Raw genomic sequence first — 20,805 nt, 5'->3', positions numbered from 1 at the left:
GCCGCAGACATTGATTCCGCCGACACCGCAACCGGCGCCGGCTCCCATGTCGAGGCCCATCCGGAGACGGTTGCGCGACAGGCGCGGCCGCTCAGGTTCATCACCTGCGGCTCCGTCGACGACGGCAAATCAACACTGATCGGCCGGCTGTTGTGGGACACCAAGGCGGTCAAGGAAGATCAGGCGGCGACGCTGAGGCGCGATTCCACCGGCAAGCAGAACGAGCTCGGCCTGCCCGATTTCGCGCTGCTCTTGGACGGTCTGCAGGCCGAGCGCGAACAGGGCATCACCATCGATGTCGCCTACCGCTATTTTGCCACCGACCGGCGTTCCTTCATCGTCGCCGACACGCCCGGTCATGTGCAATACACCCGCAACATGGCGACCGGCGCGTCGACCGCAGATCTGGCGGTGCTCTTGGTCGATGCGCGCGCGGGCATTCTCGAACAGACACGGCGGCATGCGACGATCGCGGCGCTGATGGGCATCCGGCAGTTCGTGCTGGCGGTCAACAAGATCGACCTGGCGCAGTATGACGAGGCCAGGTTCCGGGCGATTTCGCGCGACTTCAAGGAGATCGCCCTGTCGCTCGGCGTGCGCCAGGTCACCGCCATTCCGGTGTCGGCGCTGAAGGGGGAGAATATCGTGCTCCGCGGTGACGACGTGATGCCATGGTACTCGGGCCCGACACTGGTGGAGACGCTGGAGAAAGCCACCCAGCGCACAGGCCAGACCACCGGGTTCCGGCTGCCGGTGCAGCGCGTCTCGCGCCCCGGCGAAGGCTTTCGCGGCTACCAGGGCACGGTCGCCGGCGGATCGATCAAGCCCGGCGACAGCGTTGTGGTGCTGCCCTCGGGCGTGGAAGCCAACGTCAAGGCCATCGTCACCTACGACCTGGTACGCAACGCGGCGGTTTCCGGCGATGCCATCACGCTGGTGCTCGACCGGCCGGTGGACGTGGCGCGCGGCGACATGATCGCGGCCATCGACCAGCGGCCGCAGACCGGCCGCGCCTTCAGCGCCCGGCTGGTGGCGCTGTCACCCGACGGCGTCGTGCCGGGCAAGCGCTACTGGCTCAAGGCCGGCGCGCGCCGCCAGCGGGTAATGGTGCGCCCGACCTCGGCGCTGGACCTTGCGACCGGAAACTGGGACGACGCCACCTTCCTGCCGGTCAACGGCATCGGTGTGGTCGATCTCGATTTCGAGGACACGGCGATCTTCGACCCGTATGAGACCAACCGCGAAACCGGCGCCTTCATCCTGATCGATCCGGAAAGCCTCAACACGGTTGCCGGCGGCATGATCGACGGCAAGTGTTCCAAATCCGGCCGCTTCGACGCCCTGCCCGACGCCGACCGCGCCACGGTCACGCTGCCGGCGCGGTTGCTGGAGGCCTTCCTGAAAACGGAGTTTGCGCGCTCGCATGCCGGAGAGATCCGGGTGACGGGGCCTGAGGAGGTGGATGCGGAGTAGATGGGCGGCCGGTGGGCGAATCAGGCCGAATGCTGAAATTGCGCGCGCGACGGGAGCTTTGGGCAGGACGCTGGCACATGCATGGATCGCATCAGATGCGGTGTTTGTTGGAAGGCGGTCGGTCGCCGGGCCTGATCGGCCGTTCATCTGTTGTTCTGGTGCTCCAGTTCACTGCGTACAGCTCGTTGACCGATAAGGCTATCTGACGTCAAGAAGGATCATGCAGCAGACTCCAGCTCCTCAATGCTCTGCATCTGATTTTATGTCGGTATCAATCCTGGCGCGCTTTTAGCACTTCCTGCATGCTGGCTTTCAATTGCGCTTCCCAGGCTTCCTGATTTTCGCGGATCAAGCGGGAGTATTCGCTGTCGTCGGAATGCGGATCCTCGCTCTGTATGAAGGCTTGCGCCGTTTCAATCATCGTCTTGCGGTCGAACGTTTCGAACGCGCCAACAAGCCGTTCCGCCTTTTCGCGGGGATGGCCGAGCGCTTCGAAGGCAGACCGCGCCGCACGGATCGAGCTGTCATAGGTTTCGCGGATAATGTCGCGGCAACCGGCGGACCAGAGGTCGTAGACGTGCCAACGGTCGATGGCGCGGGCAATGACATGAACCCGGGGATGATGTTCGTGCATGTGGCGCGCGAGTTCGGTTGCCGCTTCCTTGTTGTCGATGGCGATCACAAGGACCTTGGCACTTTCAATACCGGCAGCATGGAGAAGATCGGGACGTGTCGCGTCGCCGTAATAGGCGCTGAGGCCGAACCGGCGCAGCATCTTGAGCTGATCATTGCTGTAATCTATCACCGTCGTTTCGTAGTCGGCCGCCCGCAATGCCCGATTGACGATGCCGCCAAACCTGCCGTGGCCCGCGATGATGATCCCTGAACCATGGGCAATTTCGTCAGCCTCGCGTTCCTGCTGGCGCGAGTAACGCGGCGCAATCAGCCAGTCATAGAGGATGAACAGGGCCGGGGTGAGAAGCATCGAAATCGCAATGACCAGCAGCAGCAGGTCGGCGATCGGCGATGGAACAACGGCATTGGCAACCGTGAAGGAAACCAGCACGAAGCCGAATTCGCCGGCCTGCGCAAGGCCCAGCGCAAACAGCCATTTGTCGCCTCCGGCCAGCTTGAAGACACGGCCAAGCACCAGCATGACGACACATTTAAGCAGGATCAGGCCAAGCGTCAGACCGATGATCAGCGCAACGTTCTCGCTCAACAGCGCAAAATCAATACTCGCCCCGACAGTGATGAAGAAGACGCCGAGGAAGATACCCTTGAAGGGGGCGATGTCGCTTTCCAGTTCGTGCCGGTATTCGCTGTTGGCCATGACGACACCCGCCAGGAAGGTTCCAAGCGCAGGCGACAAGCCGACCATTGTCATGAGAAGCGCGATGCCGACGACCATCATCAATGCAGTGCTGACGAAAAGCTCACGCAGCCGGGCGCGTGCAATGTACCGGAAGATCGGACCTGTCAGATAGCGGCCTGCCAGAACCACCAGAACGATGGCAGCCACTGTAATCAGTGCGGTCTGCCAGCCGGGCAAGCCTTCAACCAGGTTAAGGTTCAACGCTGAATCGCCGTGCCCTCCGCCATGGTTATCACCCTGATGCAAAGCGTCGCTGAGTTCCTTCAGCGCAAGCAGCGGAATCAGCGCGAGCATTGGAATGACCGCGATGTCCTGGAACAACAGCACCGCGAAACCCGCCTGCCCGCCATCGCTGCGCATCAATCCCTTCTCATTTAGCGTCTGCGTGACGATCGCCGTCGAAGACAAGGCGAAGATCAGCCCTATGGCGAGCGCAATGGTCCATGCCTGTCCGAACAGCATGGCTATTGCCATAACCGCCACGGTGGTCAGACCAACCTGCAGACCGCCCATCACGAAGATCTTCGCCCGCATGGCCCAAAGCACTTTGGGTTGCATTTCCAAACCGATCAGGAACAGCATCATCACCACGCCGAACTCGGTGAAATGCTGAAGGGCGGCAACGTCAACACCGGCCCAGTGTAAGACAGGGCCGATGGCAATTCCCGCGATCAAATACCCCAGAACCGAGCCTAGCCCGAAGCGTGAGGCAAGCGGAACAGCGATCATGCCGGCCAGAAACAGCGTAAAGGTAATGAACATGAACTCGGCGGTCATAGCGTCTCTCCGGGGTTGTAATCGAATGCGGCTCCCTGCCCGAACCGACCCCTTGTCAGGCCGAACAGGGACTGCTTCGCCTCTTGTTTAAACGGCGGTGCTTGGATCGCCCGTCGCCCAGGCCACGCCCTGGCCACGATCCATTGTCCTTACGGCCGCCATGTCGGTCTTGTCGATTTCAAAACCTTCGAGATCGATGTTCTGCTTCATACGTTCTGGATTCAGGCTCTTTGGCAATACCGCATATCCGTTCTGCACGCCCCAACGAAGCAGGAACTGGGCTTCGGTTACGCCGTATTTTGCGGCCATGTCCGTAAACACGCCACTGTCGGCTTTCATCTGGTCCGTCTTGGCACTGGCCTGCCCCTCCACGGTGCGCCAAGTGGAAAGCGGCACAAGGCTGCTGTAGGCGATCGGCGCAATTCCGTTCTCGGCCATGTAGGCAAGAAGTTCCGGCTTTTGTGACCAGGGATGCAGTTCGATCTGGTTGGCGTCAGGTGTCTGCAGCCCCGCGGCCCGGATTTCTTCCAGATGGGCTAGGTTGAAATTGCTGACGCCGATGGAACGTGCCTTTCCCGCAGCCTGTAGTTCGATGAGCGCGCGCCACTGGGAGAGGCGCTCCGGTCCGCCAGAGGGTGCATGGATCAGGTAAAGATCCACATAGTCCAGGCCAAGCCGTTCCAGACTTGCATCGCACTCAGCAAGGGTTTGCTCATGTGTCTTTGGCGCGTCTCCCCATGCGGGATTGCCGGGCCAGAGCTTGGTGGTCACGAAAATGTCCTCTCGGGTGAGGCCTGTCGATGCCAGGCCCATTTTGATCCCCTCACCAACCGCCGCCTCGTTCCGGTAGCCGGATGCCGTGTCTATGTGGCGGTAGCCGCATTCGATCGAGGCCTGGACGGCCTTGGGCGCATCCTCGTTTGAGATAAGATAGGTGCCAAATCCCACAGCGGGAATATCAACGTTTTCGTTGAGCGGAAAAGTGCGCGTCATCATGGCCATGGTCGTCTCCGATTGCGATTAAGCGATCGGGCCAGACTATCGGACACGAATTGGCCCCGCCTGCCACATCCTTCGAAAGATCTGCCAATTCCTCCAATTGAAAGGAGAAATGGATGCAGAATGCCTCAAGAAATGGTACAAAACATCCAAATAGGATGAAAACATGCAGTATTCAGACCTGATTGCCCCGGCACTCGCCTATTCGAACCGCCACAGGCAGGACAATCGCGCCGCATTGCCGAATTTGACCGTCCTGCAAACCATGGAGGTCAGCGAATTTGATGCAGTCGTCTACAAGCCGGTGGCGTGCCTGGTCCTGCAGGGGGCAAAGGAGACGTCGGTCGGCGATCAGTTCGTCACCCTGCACGCCGGCAGCGCGCTTATTGTCAGCCACGATCTTCCCGTCCAATCGCGCATTGTTTCCGCTTCCGTGGACAAGCCCTACCTGGCGCTGATTGTATCCCTCGAGCACGGCATGCTGAGAAGCCTTTATGACCAGATCAGTTCCGTTTCCAAGGAGATGATGCCTCACCGCTCGCTTGCAGCAGGTCCCGCCGACACAAAGGTGATCGAGACGATCGGCAGGTATCTTGCATTGATGAACAGCTCCGTTGAAGCCGAGGTTCTGGGCCCGTCTATTCTGCGGGAGATCCACTTTCGCCTGCTCATCTCACCGATTGGAGGAATGTTGCGCAACCTGTTGTCGATCGACAGTCATGCAAGCCGTGTGGCGAAGGCAATCGTGCATATCAAGAGGGATTTCCGGCAGAACCTGTCGATACCGGAACTCGCCCAGTTGGCAGGCATGAGCCAATCCTCGTTTCATGGTCATTTCAAACAGGTCACCGGGACAACGCCCCTGCAATACCAGAAGGATTTGCGCATGATTGCCGCGCGCGACCTGTTGAGAGCAGGCCATCACAGCGTGGCGTCGGCAAGTTTCGAGGTGGGCTACGAAAGCCCCACCCATTTCAGCCGCGACTACCAGCGCAAGTTCGGTACGGCTCCGAGCAGGGAAGGTACCGTGGCCCTCGAACCAGCATAATCGTGGAGACAATCCGCGCCGCATCAAAAGATTGAAAGCCTGCGTGCCGTGGCATTCGGTTCGATTCACTCACCGCAGCGAACATCCCCTTTCCTCCCGTGGCAGCCGCTCACCGCACCGCAATCTTCGACAACCATCTGCGATCAATGCAGGCCTGCCCCACCTTTCCCGCAGCGCAGCAACGATTCCTTAGAAGCTTCGTGGTCTGATTGATTAAAGTTTTAATCAATCCCGGACCCTGGGCTTCTATTCATGGAACATTACGACTTCATCGTTATCGGCAGCGGCCCGGCGGGGCGGCGGGCGGCCATCCAGGCTGCGAAATTCGGCAAGAAGGTTCTGGTCGTGGAACGCGGCCACCGGGTCGGCGGGGTCTCGGTCCACACCGGCACCATTCCATCGAAGACACTCAGGGAAACCGCGCTGAACCTTTCCGGATGGCGCGAGCGCGGGTTCTACGGCCGGTCCTACCGGGTCAAGCAGGACCTGACGGCGGGCGATCTCAGGGCCCGGCTCGACATTACGCTCAACCACGAGATCGAGGTGCTCGAACACCAATTTGCCCGCAACCAGGTCACCACGCTCAGGGGCGATGCCCGGTTCAAGGACAAGAATACCATCGCGGTCGATGGCGAACAGGGCGAGAGCTTCGAGTTCTCCGCCGATTCCATCCTGCTGGCGGTCGGTACGGTGCCGTTCCGCCCCGACTACGTACCGTTTGACGACAGGCAGATCTTCGACAGCGACGGGATCCTGTCGCTCGACCACCTGCCCCGCTCGATCGCTGTGATCGGCGCCGGGGTCATCGGAATCGAGTATGCGACGATCTTCAGTTCGCTCGACGTGCATGTGACGCTGATCGAGCCGCGCGAGACCATGCTCGACTTCATCGACCGGGAGCTGATCGGCGATTTCACCCACCAACTCAAGGACCGCGGCATGGTGCTGCGCTTCGGCCGGAAAGCCGAGAAGATCAGCAAGCTCGACGACGGCATGTGCGAGATCCAGATGGAGGGCGGGCGCAACATCCGCGCCGAGATGGTGCTGTTTGCAGCCGGCCGCATGGGCGCCACCGCCAGCCTCAACCTTGCGGCCTGCGGGCTCGAGAGCGACAGCCGCGGGCGGATCAAGGTCGACCCGGTGACGTTCGCCACCGAAGTGCCGTCGATCTATGCCGCTGGCGACGTGATCGGGTTTCCGAGCCTGGCCTCGACATCGATGGAACAGGGCCGTATCGCCGCCTGCCACGCGCTTGGCCGGCATGCCCATGAGCCGCCGAAATTCTTTCCCTACGGGATCTACTCGGTGCCGGAAATCTCCACCGTCGGCATGACCGAGGAGGAAGTGATCGAGCGCGGCATTGCCTATGAATGCGGCGTGGCGCGGTTCCGCGAGACCTCGCGCGGGCACATCATGGGGCTGGGGAACGGCATGCTGAAGATGATCTTCTCGCTGAAGACGCGGCGGCTCCTGGGCTGCCACATTGTCGGCGAGGGAGCGACCGAGCTCATCCATATCGGCCAGGCGGTGCTCAATCTCAAAGGCACGCTCGAATACTTCGTCGAGAACGCGTTCAACTATCCGACGCTGGCCGAAGCCTACAAGATCGCAGCCCTCGACGCCTGGAACCGGATGCCAACGAACTGATCACCGGGACGGTTCACTGGCTGACCCGCAGACTTGGTTCACCGTCATGGCGCGAACCGCGATCACTCGACGGCTGAGTGTTCGCGCAGGATGATGAAAACACCACTCACAACGATCACCGCCGCGCCGACAAAGGTCATCGCGTCGGGGATCTCGTTCCAGAACAGCCAGCCGAGGATGGTGGCCCACAACAGGGCGGTGTAATCGAGCGGTGCCACGACGACCGCCGGCGCCAGCCGGAACGCCTGGGTAATCAGCGTCATGCCCGCGGTTCCGAAGACGGCTATGCCGACAAACAGCCACACATCCTCAAGCCGCACCGGGACCCAGACCAGCGGCACGATGAAGGCGCTCAGCAAGGCGCCGGTCGCTGTCAGGTAAAGCAGCAGGGTCCAGACGCTCTCGCGCGAATCCACCCAGCGAGCGCTGAGCATCAGCAACGCGTAGACAAAGGCGGTCGCCACCGGCAGCAGCGAAATCAGCTGAAATGTCGACCCGCCGGGCCGGACCACGATCAGAACGCCGGCAAAACCCGCAAGCACGGCCAGCCAGCGGCGCCAGCCGACATGCTCGCCCAGGAACATGGCGGAGATCGCGGTGATGAACAGCGGCGCGACAAAGATCAGCGCGGTCGCCTCGGCCAGGCCCAGATACATGATACTGGTGAAGAACATGAAAGTGGCGCTGATCCACAGCGTGCCGCGCAGTAGATGCGCCAGCGGACGATGAGAACGCAGAGCCGGTGTTCCGCCCATCTTGAATGCAATCAGCAACGCGAAAGGCAGCGCGATCAGGTTGCGCATGAACTGGATCTGCAGCGGCGAATAGCCTTCGGTGAGGGTCTTGGCCAGCGCATCATTGACGCAGAGGCTGGCCACGCCCACACACATCATGACGATTCCGGTCATGGTGCTGGCCCGCAATTCAAACCCCTGTTGCTGCACGTCTTCCCCCTCAAAGGCTGCCTCTACCCGCCGTGCATGATCCCGATCCGCGTCACGAATGCAACCCGCAACAGAGAAACAGGCTTGCCACCGGCAGGCGGCACAAGGGCCGCACACCGCGCAATCTACAGTGTAGGGTGCTGGGCCCGTTCTCGCCGGCGAGCAGGATGCAGACGCTTCATGCGCGCGTGTCCTGAGCGGGCGGAGCGGCGTCCCCGGGATATTTGCCCCACGAAGCTTGCGGAACCTTTCCGGATTTCGCAAGTTGCCAATGCGATGCCGGCCGGAGTTGCCGCCACCGACCGCATCAGATAGGCCGATCGACACCGGCCACGGAGCAGGCAAGAATAGGAACTGACAAAATGAGCGGATTGCTTGCCCTTCTGGATGACGTTGCAGCCCTGACCAAGCTGGCTGCAGCGCAACTCGACGACGTTACAGCGCAGGCTGCCAAGGTCGGGGTCAAGACAGCCGGCATCCTGATCGACGACACGGCGGTCACGCCGAAATATGTCCACGGCCTTCCGGCAGCGCGGGAGCTGCCCATCGTCTGGCAGATTGCGCGCGGATCGATTTTCAACAAGCTGGTCATCCTGCTGCCGATCGCCATGCTGCTGAACGCGTTCGCGCCATGGATGCTGCCACCGCTGTTGATGGTCGGAGGCGCCTATCTGTGTTTCGAGGGGGCGGAGAAGATATGGCACCTGTTTCATCCCGAACCGCTGCCTGTCGATGACGGCAATCCGATCGACCACGCCCATCTCGAGAAGCAGCGGGTTGCGGGTGCGATCAAGACCGACTTCATCCTGTCTGCCGAAATCATGACCATTGCGCTGTCCTCGATCGAGGCCAGTTCGCTGTGGATGGAAGGCCTTGTGCTTGCGGTGGTGGCCATCGGCATCACCGTTCTGGTCTATGGCAGCGTGGCGATCCTTGTGAAGGCGGACGATGTCGGGCTGAAGATGGCCCAGGGCGCCTATTTCGACGCGACCCGCAGCCTTGGCCGTGCGATCGTCCGCGGCATGCCCGCCTTCATGGAAACGGTTGCGAGCGTCGGCACGGCCGCCATGCTCTGGGTTGGCGGGTCGATCATCATCCATGGCCTGGCAACCTTCGGCCTCGACACGCTCGAGCATTTCGTCAAGGACATGTCAGCGATGGTGCGGGATTCCGTCACTTTCGCACCGGGCCTTCTCGGCTGGGCCATGGAAGCCCTGATCAGCGGCATCTTCGGCCTGGCGGTCGGACTGGTTCTGCTGGCCGGTTACAGTGTTGGAAAGCGCGTTCTCAAGCGCGGCTAAGCCGTCAGTCCACCCCCGCTACCCGCGCCCTACGAGAGCGCGGCCAGGCACGAAAATGCCCCGCCAATTGTCGCCATCGGGCCGCGGGTCTTTTTCTGCCGGTTTATTCGCCGGGCGAAAGCTCCGGCTGCGCGTTGCGCCTGTTTGCCAACTCGCCTGCTTCGCGCAACTCCACATCGAGCCGGCGCTCTTCCTCGGCGGACGGCGTGGCGAAACGGGCCAGCAGCAGATAGGCGACAGGCGTGAGGAACAGAGTGGCGATCATCGCCAGGCCGAGACCGCCGACGATGACCCAGCCGAGTGCAACGCGGGCTTCCGCGCCGGCACCGAAGGCCAGCAGCAACGGAACAGAACCAAGCACCGTCGAGATCATCGTCATCATCACCGGCCTGAGGCGGATGTTGGAGGCTTCCTCGATGGCGGAGCGGATATCCATGCCGGTATTGCGCAACTGGTTGGCAAACTCGACGATCAGAATCCCGTTCTTGGCCATCACCCCCACAAGCAACACCAGCCCGATCTGGCTGTAGACATTGAGCGAGCCGCCGGTCATCGCCATGGCGAAGATGGCACAGGCCAGCCCCAGCGGCACGGTAGAGATGATGATGAAGGCGCTGACGAAGCTTTCAAACTGCGCCGACAGGACCAGAAGCACGACGATGATGGCAATTCCGAATGTGATCAGCATGTCGTTGGAGGATTGATCCAGTGTTGCCGCTTCTGCGAGCGGAATGATCCGCACGCCGCCGGGCATCAGCGGCTCGGCCATGACGACCGCTTCCGCCCAGGCGTCACCCAACGCGAAGGCGGGCGTCAGGCCCGCGGTGATGGAAACCGAGCGCATCTGGCTTTCACGGCGCAGGTCAGGCGCAACGGCCTTCTCGGTCAGCGTGGCGATGGTGGACATCGGCACGATGCGTCCATCGCCCGCCTTGAGATAGATCGATTCAAGGTCGGTCGGATCGTTGATCGGGTTGTTGGTCGACAGCAGCTTGACCGGGAACGAGCGGTCCTCGATGAACACCTGCGCCACCTCCCTGCCGTCGAGCAGCGCCTGCAGAGCTTCGGCCAGCCCGTCGATATTGACGCCAAGATCCGACGCCCGGGCGCGGTCGATCTGGACGGAGATCTGCGGCTGGGTGGTTTCATAGGAGAGCCGGATCTGGTTGAAGCGCGGATCCTGCTCAAGCTTTTCAACCATCTGCTGACCGACCTCGGCCAACTCATCGTAACTGTTGCCGACAAAGGCGAACTGCAGTCCGTTTCCGGCGCCGCGAATGCCCAGGCTGTTGGGCTGGATGGCGAAGGCACGCAAGCCCGGCACGGTGGCGATGGCTCGGTTGAGTTCGCCCACGATGTCGGCCTGGGACCGCTCGCGTTCGCCCCACGGCGCAAGGGTCAGCACCATGAAGCCGTTGTTGGAGGATCCGCCGGTGCCGGCGATGGCGAAGATGTTCTGCACTTCCCCGCTGTCGCGCAGCGGAGAGACCAGACGCTCGATCTCGGTCATGCGCGAGCGGGTGTAATCGAGGCTGACCCCCTGCGGTGCGGAAATGCGGACCAGTGCAACCGCCCGGTCCTCGGGTGGCGTCAGTTCCTGGGGAATGGTGGGAAGCAGGGCAAAGGCGGCGCCCGCCGCCATCAGCGCAATGACAATGACAACGAGAGGCGCATCGAGCGCGCGGCGCAGCAGCCGGGAGTAGACACCCGACATGTAACCGCCGAACGCCACGAAGCGGCTGGGCTTGGTTTTGGCGGCGGACATGTCGCGCCGCTTGATCAACCGCGACGCCAGCATCGGGCAGAGCGTCAGAGCGACCACACTGGAGATCATCACGGTGAAAGCCAGGACGAAGCCGAACTCGGTGAACAGCCCGCCCGCCTGCCCCGGCAGGAACGAGATCGGAATGAACACCGCGGCCAGCGTCGCAGTCGTGGTGATGACGGCAAAGAAAACCTCGCGGGTGCCGATCACCGCCGCAGCCCGCACCCCCATGCCCTCGTTGCGCTTGCGGACGATGTTCTCGAGCACCACGATGGCATCGTCGACGACCATGCCGGTGGCCAGCACCAGCGCCAGAAGCGTCAGGATGTTGACCGAGAAGCCGGCGAGCCAGATCGCCGCGAAGGCACCGATCAGCGACACCGGCAGGGTGACGGCCGGAATGATGGTGGCGCGCCAGTCGCGCAGGAACAGGAAGATGATGGCAATGACGATGAGCACGGCGAGAATAAGTGTCGTGCGCACTTCATCGATGGCGCCGCTGATGAAGGTGGCATCATCGCTGGTCACACGGATGTCGACGCCTTCGGGCAGGATTGCCTGAATGGCCTGCGTCGCCGCGCGCACTCCTTGCGAAATCTCGAGCGTGTTGGAGGCGGACTGGCGAATGATGCCCATGCCCAGACCGGTGCGGCCATTGGCGCGCAGCACGGAATCGCCAGGGTCGGCGCCCAGTGTCACATTGGCGACGTCGCGAAAGCGGATCCGGTCATTGATGTAAAGATCCTCGAAGCCTTCCGGCGTGGTGACATCAGCGGTCGCACGGACGACAATGTCGGAGGTCTGGGCGGTCAGGGAGCCGGCGGGCACATCAAGGGCAACATTGCTCAAGGCGCTGCGCAGATCGGCCAGCGTCAGCCCGAAGGCTGCGAGACGAGACTGGTCGACATCGACACGGAAGATCTTTTCGCGGTCACCATAGACATTGACATCAGCGACCCCGGGGACAGCCGCAAGACGGTCGACCACGAGGTCCTCGACAAGAATGGTCATGTCCTGAACGTTGTAGCGGTCGGATGTGACCGCCAGACGCATCACCGGATCGGAGTTGGCATCGGCCTTGACGATGCGCGGATCGTCGGCGCCATCAGGCATGTTGTTGGTCACGCGACCGAGCGCGTCGCGAACATCGGACGCGGCGACATTGAGATCGGTGCTGTCGGAGAACTCGACGGTCACCCGGCTGCGGCCAAGCGTCGAGGTCGACGACATCGAGGCAACGCCTGAAACGCGGGCAATCGCGCCCTCTACGATCGCCGTCAGCTCGCGGTCAACGGTTTCCGGCGAGGCACCGGCGAAGTTGGTGGTGACGGTGATCACCGGCCGGTCGACATCGGGCAGTTCGCGGATTTCCGCGCCGTAGAGGCCGGCCAGCCCGGCAACCACGATGAGCAGGCTGATCACCAGGGCCAGCACCGGACGGCGGATCATCAGAGCTGTGCCGCCACCTGTTTCCGCGTCGACTGTCGTCTGTTCCCGGTCCGTCAGGTCATCATTGTAGCCGCTCATGCGCCGCTCCCGCTGCCGGTCTTGCCTGTGGTTGAACGCTGCGCTGTCGGTTCCTCGCCCGCGCCCTCGGACGCACCGCTGTTCTCCGGCTGCTGGCTGCCGCCCACGATCCGCACGGTGGAACCGGGCCTGACACTCTGCACACCCTCGGTGACGACTTCATCGCCCGCGCTCAGGTCAGCCTTGACCAGCACGGAATCGGAATTGCGCTGGATGATGGCGACGTCGACGCGCGCGGCCTTGCTGTCGGTGACCTTCCAGACATAGGCACCGGCCGAATCCCACTGGACCGCCAGCGGGTCGACGGCGGGCCATCGGTCCCCCTCGAAGCGGATACTGACCTCAAATGACATTCCGGCGCGCAACGTGTCGTCGGGATTGGCGATCTGGGCACGCACACGCAAGGTGCGGCTCGCCTCGTCGACACGGTTGTCGACTGCTGAAATGGCGCCGGTGAAGCGCTCGCCCGGGCGGGAACTGGCAGTCGCGATCACCTCCTTGCCAATTTCCATGCCCGAGGCAAAGCGTTCGGGCACGAAGAATTCGACCAGGATCTGGCTGCGGTCATCGATGCTGGCGATCTCGCTCTGGCTGGTGACGTAGTCACCGGCGTTGACGGCGAGGATGCCGAGCGAGCCGCTGATCGGTGCGGTCACTGTGCGCCGGGCGAGGTTGAGTTCGGCCTCGCGCAGGGCGACTTCTGCGGCATCCAGCGCATTCTGCGCCTGATCGGCCTCGACGCTCGAAGCCGCACTGCTGGCAACGAGGCTCTGCAGCCGGTCGACCTTGGCACGGGCGTCATTGACAGTGAGCTTGGCACGCTCGACGGCGAGTTCCTCCTGTGCCGCATCCAGGCGGATCAGCACGTCACCACGGTCGACCTTGCCGCCCGGCCGCACCGGAATGTCGGCAATCTGGCCGGAGACCAGGGTGCGCACCGAAACCGAGCGAACCGCCTGACCGGTGCCGATTGCGGTGAGCTGGTCGTTGACGAGACCCTCACTGACCGGCGCGACGATAACGATTGCCTCCCGACCGCCGCGTGGGCGGCCTGAAGCGCCGGCGCCCGGCGCACCGGCAGATGCCTTGTCTTGACCATCCGCGTCGGGGGCAAACAACGAGATCTTTTCAAGCCCGCTGCGGACCAGGACATCATGCGCTCCGGGATAGGCCCAGGACCATGTCACAAAGGCGGCAGCGACAAGGACAAGCGAGAAGACGAGTTGTTTCCAAAGCTTCAAAGTCGTGACTTCCGTTAATGGCCGCGATCTGGTTTCGCGTGCGACATCCCAATTTTCCCTGGCCAATGTCCCCGTAATCGGGGGCGGTGTCGGGTCGGTCGATTGACAACATAGCGCGTGATGCGAGAACGGCATCTGCAATTTTTGAGAATAGACCGTCAAATGGGTCTTTTTTTGCAGTGCAGCGGAAAACAGTGTCCGAAAATGTGCTGCATGCCTTGAATCCATGAGCTTGCCGGACAAGCCATGTGATCGAGATCGGCATCCAAGAGTTAGCGGTCGGGGCGTGCGCGCGGGACCGCCGGGTCAGACGTTCCAGCGAACCATGAAGCGATCGCATGACTGGCCATCGAACAGGGTCGAATGATCAACATGGACGGGCTTTCCAAGAATCCCGGAAAACAGCATTTCGAACACGCCCCGGTGCCAGGGGCAGCCGGGGACGGCGATCGGATTTGAGCGGATCTCGATGATTGCCGGGTGACCCGGCGCAATCGAGACCCGGGCATTTCCCGCGAAGGTCCAGGCATGGGCGCGGATCGCCTTGAGCAGAGCCCTCGCCGCAAGCCACACCGGCAGTTTCTGCAGCAGTCTGCGAACCGGACGGGGGATTCGATTTTCCAGGATGTAGCGCCCGGTACGGACGCCTGCATCGGCCATGAGCATTTCAAAAACCGGGCTTTCAAGCTGCCAGAACAGGGTCATGTTGAGCCGGTTTACGGGCTCGGCGGACACCATGCTGTCGGGCGGGAGGTCGAACCAGTCGATCAATCCGGCCTCCGAGAACAGGGCGCGGGCATGCCCGGCGCCGCAGATGTCGATCAGGGCAAGCCGGGTCTGGATCACGGCGTTCGGCCCCACCTTGTGGACGGCATGCGGTGACGGGGCGTCCGTGTTGAGGCCAAGCGCCTCTTCACCCATGCCCGGGCCCACTGCGGCCGGACCCGGCCTGTCTGCGGCTCGGAAAAGAACCGGGCTCACCGCATCGCTCATTCCGCGGGCTCCCGGCTTTCCTCCATCTGCTCGGTGCCGCCGCCGCAGGCCATCACGGTGCCTGTATCGTCGTCCCTGAGTTTGGCGCGAGCCTTCTCCAGCGCCACCTTGCGGTCGTGGATGGCAGCCCAGTCCTCCATCTGTGCCGGCGCGATCTTGCGGGTGCGGTCGAAGTTGAAGTTGACGCCCTTCTTGGATTGCGGACCCCAGTAATTGGCCTTGCCGAGATCATAGAACTTGCGCTCGAAGCCTGCCTTGAGGAAGGCCTTGAGGCATCCGAGCAGGTATCTTCGCCGGAAGCCGGTGCCGCGCCAGGGATAGTGAAACAATGCCTTCTGCATGTAGAAGCGGCGGTAATTGTTCATCACCCGGTCAAGCAGTTCGGCCCGGTCCATGGCTTCCGGCTTCATAATCGGGGTGACGAAATTGTATTTCTCGAAATCGAAGATCTCGACCTTGTCGCCCAGTTCCTGAAACAGCGGGGTGAACGGCCAAGGGGTGTACATGGCCCAGTTGGCGAGATCGGGCTGCCAGTCCCAGGCCATACGGTAGGTTTCCTCGAGCGTCTCGGCGGTCTCGTTTTCGAGGCCGACGATGAACTGTGCCTCGACGAAGATGTCGGCCTCGCGCAGGAGCCGGATGGCTTCCTTGTTCTCGGAGACCTTGGTCTCCTTGTTGAAGCGGTCGAGCTTCAATTGGGCTGCGGCCTCGGTGCCGAGCGAGATGTGGACCAGGCCGGCCTTGCGGTAGAACTTCAAGAGCTCCTTGTCGCGCATGATGTCGGTGACGCGGGTGTTGATGCCCCACTTGACCTTGTCGGGCAGGCCGCGGGCGATCAGCTCCTCGCAGAACTGGATGAACTTCTTGCGGTTGATCGTGGGTTCCTCGTCGGCGAGGATGAAGAAGCCGACCTGATGGTGGTTGACCAGGTTCTCGATCTCGTCGACCACCTTCTTTGGGTCGCGCACCCGGTAGTCGCGCCAGAATTTCCACTGGCTGCAGAAGGAACAGGTGAAGGGGCAGCCGCGGGCCATGTTGGGGATGGCGACGCGCACGCCGAGCGGGACATAGATGTACTTGCTCCATTCCAAGAGCGTCCAGTCCGGGTTGATGGCATCGAGATCCTTGACCGTGGGCGCAGCCTGGGTGGCGACGATCTTGCCGTCATCGGCGATGTAGGCGAGGCCCTTGATGGCCGCCCTTCCCTCGGGCCAGCGCTCCTCGGCGACGGTGCGGATCAGTTCACGGAAGATTTCCTCGCCCTCGCCTCGGACAATGACGTCGATCCAGGGTGCCTCGGAGAGCACCTGCTTGTACATGAATGTGGCGTGGATGCCGCCAAGCACCCTGAGTGCACCGGGCACCACCTCTCTGGCAATCTCAAGCACCCTCTCCGCCTTGTAGATCGACGGCGTGATGGCGGTTACACCGACCACATCAGGCTTGAGTTCGGTGAGCCGGGATGCGAGATCCTCGTCAGAGAGATCATTGGTCATCGCATCGATGAAGTGGATGTCGGTGAAACCCGCGTCCTTGAGATGGCCCGCCAGATAGGCGACCCAGGCCGGCGGCCAGTTGCCGGCGATCTCCGCGCCGCCCGAGTGATAGTTCGGATGTACGAGTACAATGCGCATGCTGGCCTCCCATCAAATCATGTCTAATTAGATTGACATGATTTGTGTCATCTATTTTTGACATAGATCAACATATTGGCAGCATGCGGATCGGGTGGCAGGAGAGATAAGGCGCCAAGCACCGCTGAACAGCTCGCAGAGCCTGAAACAGAGGCCGCACCAGCAATTGAAACGCGGACATTCCGTATTTGTCAGGTATTGCGGAAGAGACGCGTCCCCATGTCGGACGCATGAGCGAGGAGCGCCAGCACCAGCCAGACGGCAATCATGCCCGCTGACGCGCCCGACAGCGCGGCATAGAGAGCGCCGAGCAGGCCCGCACCCGAGGCCATGGTCAGTATCAGCGAGCCGACACGCGCGCGAGAGCGCATGAAGACCACAATCACCAAGGCTTCCAGGCCAATGACGGCCAGCGCCAGAAGCGCAATTCGCCCGTCACCGACGAAAGCGATCACCCAGTCCGGCCACATCAGTGCGCTGCCGGTCTGAGCAGTTGGCGCATGTCCTTGAGGAACACGCGGACATGGGCCATCGGATCTTTTCGGACCAGCTTCTTGTTGAGATAGCTTTCCCAGGTCAGCCGCTGGACGTCCTTGTCGGCGCACATCTTGACGAATTTCTCACGTCGCTTGTCGCTCGAATACCAGAACCACTGCATGAATCCGAGCACAAGGAAGACCTTGCCATGGGCTTTCTGGAAGCGCTTGCGGGCGCTGGCGAGATGCTTGGCATTGCCGGTCTCGAGAACCTTGATCGCGGCTTCGGCGCCAAGATCGCCGGTGTGCATGGCATACCAGATCCCCTCACCCGAGGAGGGTGCGACCACGCCTGCCGCGTCACCGATCAGCAGCACGTTCCTGCCATCATCCCAGCGCTTCATCGGCTTGAGCGGCAGCGGTGCGCCTTCTTCGCGGACCGTCTCGGCGTCAGCCAGGCCAAAGCGCTCGCGCAGTTCACGGGTGGCGGCCTTGAGATCGAAGCCCTTCACCGCCGAACCGCAGCCGACGCTGGTATAGGGCCCGTGCGGAAACACCCAGCCATAGAAATCGGGCGAGATCTCGCCGTCATAGATCACCTCGCATTGGGTAGGATCGAATTCCTTGTTGGCACCCGGCGCCGGCGAGCGGACGATTTCGTGATAGGCGAACACATAGGGCGGGCGCAACTTCGGCCCGAAGATCGCGCGACGCACGGCCGAATTGGCGCCATCAGCGCCGATCACCACCGAGGCCGTCAGCGTCTCCGCGTCGCGATCCTTGCTCTTGGCAAGCTTGATGTCCACCAGCCCGTCGGCCCGGTGTTCGAGCGAGGCGAAATTCGCGGCGCGATAATCTGCCCCGACAAGCCGGGCACGTTCGCGAAGATAAGGGTCAAACTGGTCACGGTCGACCATGCCGACATGGCCGACATCGCCGATCTCCATGCCGACCTGAACTCCGCTCGGGCCGGTCATCCGGGCACCGCGAACGCGCGCCTTGATCTGCTCGGGCGCGATTGCATATTGCGCCATGGCATTGGATGGAATGGCCCCGCCACAGGGTTTGGTGCGGCCCTCCTTGTCGACCAGCAAGGTGCTTCGTCCGGCTGCGGCCAGCCGTTCGGCCGCACGCGCGCCGGCGGGGCCGCCACCGATGACGATCACGTCATAATGGGTCGGGGCGACATGGTCGCGTGGTGCATCATGGGTGTTCAAATGCATGATCTTCACTCCGCTGGAATTGCGTAGGAGGGGGCAGGTTCAGGCACCCGCTCCCGGGCTGGAAGGCCGGGCTGCCGGTGCGCCGGTGTCCTGATCAGAAGCGCGATTGCCGCGGCGACGACGAACAGACCGGCCTCAAGTCCGAAGACAACGGCAAAGGACAAGGGCGTGTCGCCGGTCAGGGTTCTTGTAACGTCGATTGCGACGGTGCCGAGAAAGCCGCCGAGGCCGAAGGAGACTGCCTGGGCGGCGCCCCAGACACCCATGCGGATGCCCTCGGAGGCACCGTCGCCGCCCGAGGCCAGCATCATCATCGCGCCGATGGCGGCGACGGCGAAAGCGCCATTGGCGACGCCGAGCACGAAGATGTTGGCCTTGAGCGGCCAGGCCGGCGCAACCAATGCAGACAGAGAAAGACCGGCCAGCGCCACCGCCGAGCCGACACAGCCAAAGAAGATGAAGGCCTTGAGGATGAGCGGCTTCTTCCGGGCAAACAGCGAGCCGAGCACGCCGACCATTGCCATGCCAAGCAGGATGCCGCTGTGCTGCAGACCTGAAATCTGCGTGGTTTCGCCCGGCGTAAGGCCAAACAGCAATCCGCCGAAGGGCTCGAGAATGAGATCCTGGGTGGCGTAGGCGAGCATCGAGACAAAAACGAAAACGGTAAACAGCCGCGCGTCACGATCGCCCCAGGTCGCAGCCAGGCTCCGGCGGAAATCAAGCCGCTGCGCCGCCGGCGGGCCGTCGACCGGCATGGTGTTGCGTTCGACATTGAAGATCGCGAGACAGGTCAGCGTGAAGGCGATGGCTCCGGCAATCGCCGTCACAGTGATCAGCCGGACAAAGGAAAACGGATCAAGCCAGGCGCCGGAGATGATCGCGGTGACGACAATGCCGGCGATCATCATCATCCAGACGATGGTTGCGGCAGCGGGCTTGCGATGCAGCGCGGTGCGGCTTGCCAGCAAGGCCAGCAGCGAGGTTCCCGCAGCGCCGATGCCAAGTCCGATCAGGGCGAAGCAAAAGATCGCCAGCGCCATAGCCAGCCAGAAATGCGCGCCGAACAGCAGCGTGGTGGCTGAAGCGCCGGTTCCCGCAAGCGCCAGCAACAGGATGCCGCCAAGGATCCAGGGCGTGCGCCGGCCGCCACGGTCGGAGCCGTGGCCCCAGAGCGGCCTCGAGATCTGAACGCCGTAGTGCAGGCCGACAAGGAGCCCGGGGATGACGGCGGCAAGCATCAGCTCGACCACCATGACGCGGTTGAGAACCGATGTGGTGAGTACCACGATCGATCCCAGCGACGCCTGTACCAGTCCAAGCCGCACGATCGAGAGCCAGCCCAGGCCCGCAGTGGCTCCGCTCTGTCCCGTTGCCGCGTATCCAGCCATTGCCTCTCTCCCTCCCAGGTCCGGCTCAGGGCCGGATCGCAAATGCGGTTATCATCATGCCGGTGACGTAGAGCCCGACGCCGAGCGCCGAGTACCAGATCGCCTTGCCCTTCGGATCGGCAACCAGGCGGGGCAATGCCACGGCCTGCGCGAAGGCCAGCGCGCCGACTGCCGCAGCAGACCAGGCGTGGCTCCAGGCCAACAGCAGACCAACCACCACCAGCTGCGGCACGATCATCGACAGGCCGGCGAACATGGCCGCGGCCCTGGCGCCCATCTGCACCGGCAGCGAGGCGATACCCATTTTGGTGTCGCCTTCCATCGATTTGAAATCATTGAGCGTCATGATGCCCAGTGCACCAAGGCCGTACAAGAACGCGATGATGAAGATCTCACCGCTCGGAACGGTTCCCAAGGCCGCAGCGGCGGCGGTGATCCAGGGCAAGGTCTCGTAGGAAAATCCGCAAGCCGAATTGCCCCACCAGCCGTTGCGCTTGAGCCGGAACGGCGGTGCCGAATAGGCCCAGGCGAGCGCCAGCCCGATGGCTGCGGCAATGAAGACCGTCAAGCCCAGGAAAGCGGCGACGACCATCGAGAGGACGGAATTGAAGATCGCCACACCCAGCCCCCAGCGGCCGGGCATGCGGCCCGAAGGGATCACACGGTCAGGCTCGTTGATGGCGTCGACATGGCGATCGAACCAGTCATTGACCGCCTGGCTGGTGCCGCAGAGCAACGGCCCGGCGAGCAGAACGCCGAGCCCCACCGCGACCCATCGGTCGGAGGTGATCTGCCCGGCGGAAATCGCGCCGCAGGCAAAGGCCCACATCGGCGGAAACCAGGTGACGGGCTTGAGCAAGGCCAGCACCGCACCCGGTGTGGGCACCCTGGGAGAAGCGGGAGTTGTTTGCGCCATGGTCATGACAAAAGTCTATGACCGGGAAGCGATAACGTCAATTCAAATTGACAGTGTAAATGTTATTTTACAGTTGGC

15 protein-coding genes are annotated in these 20,805 nt (G+C 62.4%); 4 read left to right on the top strand and 11 right to left on the bottom strand.

Annotation, left to right across the window (positions count from 1 at the left end; all coding sequences use genetic code 11):
• Positions 1-9 precede the first annotated feature (9 nt).
• On the top strand, positions 10-1,473 hold the full coding sequence (gene cysN, locus GTW23_RS16285; protein WP_252916965.1) for a sulfate adenylyltransferase subunit CysN: 1,464 nt from the start codon (positions 10-12) through the stop codon (positions 1,471-1,473).
• Between the two features lie 271 nt (positions 1,474-1,744).
• On the opposite strand, the gene GTW23_RS16280 is transcribed toward cysN, so the two are convergent.
• Positions 1,745-3,625 (bottom strand): monovalent cation:proton antiporter-2 (CPA2) family protein, encoded by a 1,881-nt coding sequence (locus tag GTW23_RS16280; protein ID WP_252916533.1) that lies wholly within the window; start codon positions 3,623-3,625, stop codon positions 1,745-1,747.
• Positions 3,626-3,712: 87 nt separating this feature from the next.
• Entirely contained in the window at positions 3,713-4,627 is a 915-nt protein-coding gene (locus GTW23_RS16275; protein WP_252916532.1) for an aldo/keto reductase, read from the bottom strand.
• Positions 4,628-4,790: 163 nt separating this feature from the next.
• On the opposite strand from GTW23_RS16275, the gene GTW23_RS16270 reads away from it, so the two are divergent.
• Both GTW23_RS16270 and sthA read left to right on the top strand, forming a co-directional pair.
• Positions 4,791-5,672, top strand: coding sequence for an AraC family transcriptional regulator (locus GTW23_RS16270; protein WP_252916531.1), 882 nt, complete (start codon positions 4,791-4,793; stop codon positions 5,670-5,672).
• Positions 5,673-5,924: 252 nt separating this feature from the next.
• Positions 5,925-7,319 (top strand): Si-specific NAD(P)(+) transhydrogenase, encoded by a 1,395-nt coding sequence (gene sthA / locus GTW23_RS16265; RefSeq protein ID WP_252916530.1) that lies wholly within the window; start codon positions 5,925-5,927, stop codon positions 7,317-7,319.
• A 62-nt stretch (positions 7,320-7,381) separates the two neighbouring features.
• Here the strand turns inward: sthA and GTW23_RS16260 are convergent, their stop codons facing one another.
• The gene (locus GTW23_RS16260) at positions 7,382-8,227 is read right to left on the bottom strand and encodes a DMT family transporter (protein WP_252916529.1); all 846 of its coding nucleotides are present in this window, start codon (positions 8,225-8,227) and stop codon (positions 7,382-7,384) included.
• A 398-nt stretch (positions 8,228-8,625) separates the two neighbouring features.
• Here GTW23_RS16260 and GTW23_RS16255 point away from each other — a divergent pair, with 398 nt between their 5' ends.
• On the top strand, positions 8,626-9,564 hold the full coding sequence (locus tag GTW23_RS16255; RefSeq protein WP_252916528.1) for a DUF808 domain-containing protein: 939 nt from the start codon (positions 8,626-8,628) through the stop codon (positions 9,562-9,564).
• Between the two features lie 103 nt (positions 9,565-9,667).
• Here the strand turns inward: GTW23_RS16255 and GTW23_RS16250 are convergent, their stop codons facing one another.
• From GTW23_RS16250 to chlG, 8 genes are all read right to left on the bottom strand, one after another.
• The gene (locus GTW23_RS16250; protein WP_382264557.1) at positions 9,668-12,856 is read right to left on the bottom strand and encodes an efflux RND transporter permease subunit; all 3,189 of its coding nucleotides are present in this window, start codon (positions 12,854-12,856) and stop codon (positions 9,668-9,670) included.
• On the bottom strand, positions 12,853-14,097 hold the full coding sequence (locus GTW23_RS16245; RefSeq protein WP_252916526.1) for an efflux RND transporter periplasmic adaptor subunit: 1,245 nt from the start codon (positions 14,095-14,097) through the stop codon (positions 12,853-12,855). The genes GTW23_RS16250 and GTW23_RS16245 overlap by 4 nt, the downstream gene beginning before the upstream one ends.
• A gap of 306 nt (positions 14,098-14,403) precedes the next feature.
• Positions 14,404-15,090, bottom strand: coding sequence for a bacteriochlorophyll 4-vinyl reductase (gene bchJ, locus GTW23_RS16240; protein WP_252916525.1), 687 nt, complete (start codon positions 15,088-15,090; stop codon positions 14,404-14,406).
• Complete coding sequence (bchE, locus tag GTW23_RS16235) at positions 15,087-16,724, bottom strand: magnesium-protoporphyrin IX monomethyl ester anaerobic oxidative cyclase (protein ID WP_252916524.1); 1,638 nt, start codon at positions 16,722-16,724, stop codon at positions 15,087-15,089. Before bchE ends, bchJ begins: the two co-directional genes overlap by 4 nt.
• A 191-nt stretch (positions 16,725-16,915) precedes the next feature.
• Positions 16,916-17,194 carry a hypothetical protein gene (locus GTW23_RS16230; RefSeq protein WP_252916523.1) on the bottom strand — a complete coding sequence of 93 codons (279 nt, stop codon included), beginning with the start codon at positions 17,192-17,194 and terminating at the stop codon, positions 16,916-16,918.
• A complete protein-coding gene (locus GTW23_RS16225) occupies positions 17,194-18,423 on the bottom strand; it encodes a geranylgeranyl diphosphate reductase (protein ID WP_152009508.1) in 1,230 nt (409 codons plus the stop codon). Before GTW23_RS16225 ends, GTW23_RS16230 begins: the two co-directional genes overlap by 1 nt.
• A gap of 5 nt (positions 18,424-18,428) precedes the next feature.
• Positions 18,429-19,811 (bottom strand): BCD family MFS transporter, encoded by a 1,383-nt coding sequence (locus GTW23_RS16220; protein WP_252916521.1) that lies wholly within the window; start codon positions 19,809-19,811, stop codon positions 18,429-18,431.
• Between the two features lie 25 nt (positions 19,812-19,836).
• Positions 19,837-20,733, bottom strand: coding sequence for a chlorophyll synthase ChlG (gene chlG / locus GTW23_RS16215; RefSeq protein ID WP_382264564.1), 897 nt, complete (start codon positions 20,731-20,733; stop codon positions 19,837-19,839).
• Positions 20,734-20,805 lie beyond the last annotated feature (72 nt).

Origin of the sequence: Parahoeflea alexandrii, assembly GCF_024105735.1 — a bacterium.
In the GTDB taxonomy this organism is placed as follows: Bacteria; Pseudomonadota; Alphaproteobacteria; order Rhizobiales; family Rhizobiaceae; genus Hoeflea; species Hoeflea alexandrii.
Note: the sequence above shows the minus strand (reverse complement) of the source record. Positions and strands in the feature narration are given on the sequence as shown.

Coding starts and splice junctions, on each gene's coding strand:
- GTW23_RS16280 (WP_252916533.1), bottom strand. CDS start 3,625: ATGACCGCCGAGTTCATGTTCATTACCTTTACGCTGTTTCTGGCCGGC.
- GTW23_RS16275 (WP_252916532.1), bottom strand. CDS start 4,627: ATGGCCATGATGACGCGCACTTTTCCGCTCAACGAAAACGTTGATATT.
- GTW23_RS16270 (WP_252916531.1), top strand. CDS start 4,791: ATGCAGTATTCAGACCTGATTGCCCCGGCACTCGCCTATTCGAACCGC.
- sthA (WP_252916530.1), top strand. CDS start 5,925: ATGGAACATTACGACTTCATCGTTATCGGCAGCGGCCCGGCGGGGCGG.
- GTW23_RS16260 (WP_252916529.1), bottom strand. CDS start 8,227: ATGACCGGAATCGTCATGATGTGTGTGGGCGTGGCCAGCCTCTGCGTC.
- GTW23_RS16255 (WP_252916528.1), top strand. CDS start 8,626: ATGAGCGGATTGCTTGCCCTTCTGGATGACGTTGCAGCCCTGACCAAG.
- GTW23_RS16250 (WP_382264557.1), bottom strand. CDS start 12,856: ATGAGCGGCTACAATGATGACCTGACGGACCGGGAACAGACGACAGTC.
- bchJ (WP_252916525.1), bottom strand. CDS start 15,090: ATGAGCGATGCGGTGAGCCCGGTTCTTTTCCGAGCCGCAGACAGGCCG.
- bchE (WP_252916524.1), bottom strand. CDS start 16,724: ATGCGCATTGTACTCGTACATCCGAACTATCACTCGGGCGGCGCGGAG.
- GTW23_RS16230 (WP_252916523.1), bottom strand. CDS start 17,194: ATGTGGCCGGACTGGGTGATCGCTTTCGTCGGTGACGGGCGAATTGCG.
- GTW23_RS16225 (WP_152009508.1), bottom strand. CDS start 18,423: ATGCATTTGAACACCCATGATGCACCACGCGACCATGTCGCCCCGACC.
- GTW23_RS16220 (WP_252916521.1), bottom strand. CDS start 19,811: ATGGCTGGATACGCGGCAACGGGACAGAGCGGAGCCACTGCGGGCCTG.
- chlG (WP_382264564.1), bottom strand. CDS start 20,733: ATGACCATGGCGCAAACAACTCCCGCTTCTCCCAGGGTGCCCACACCG.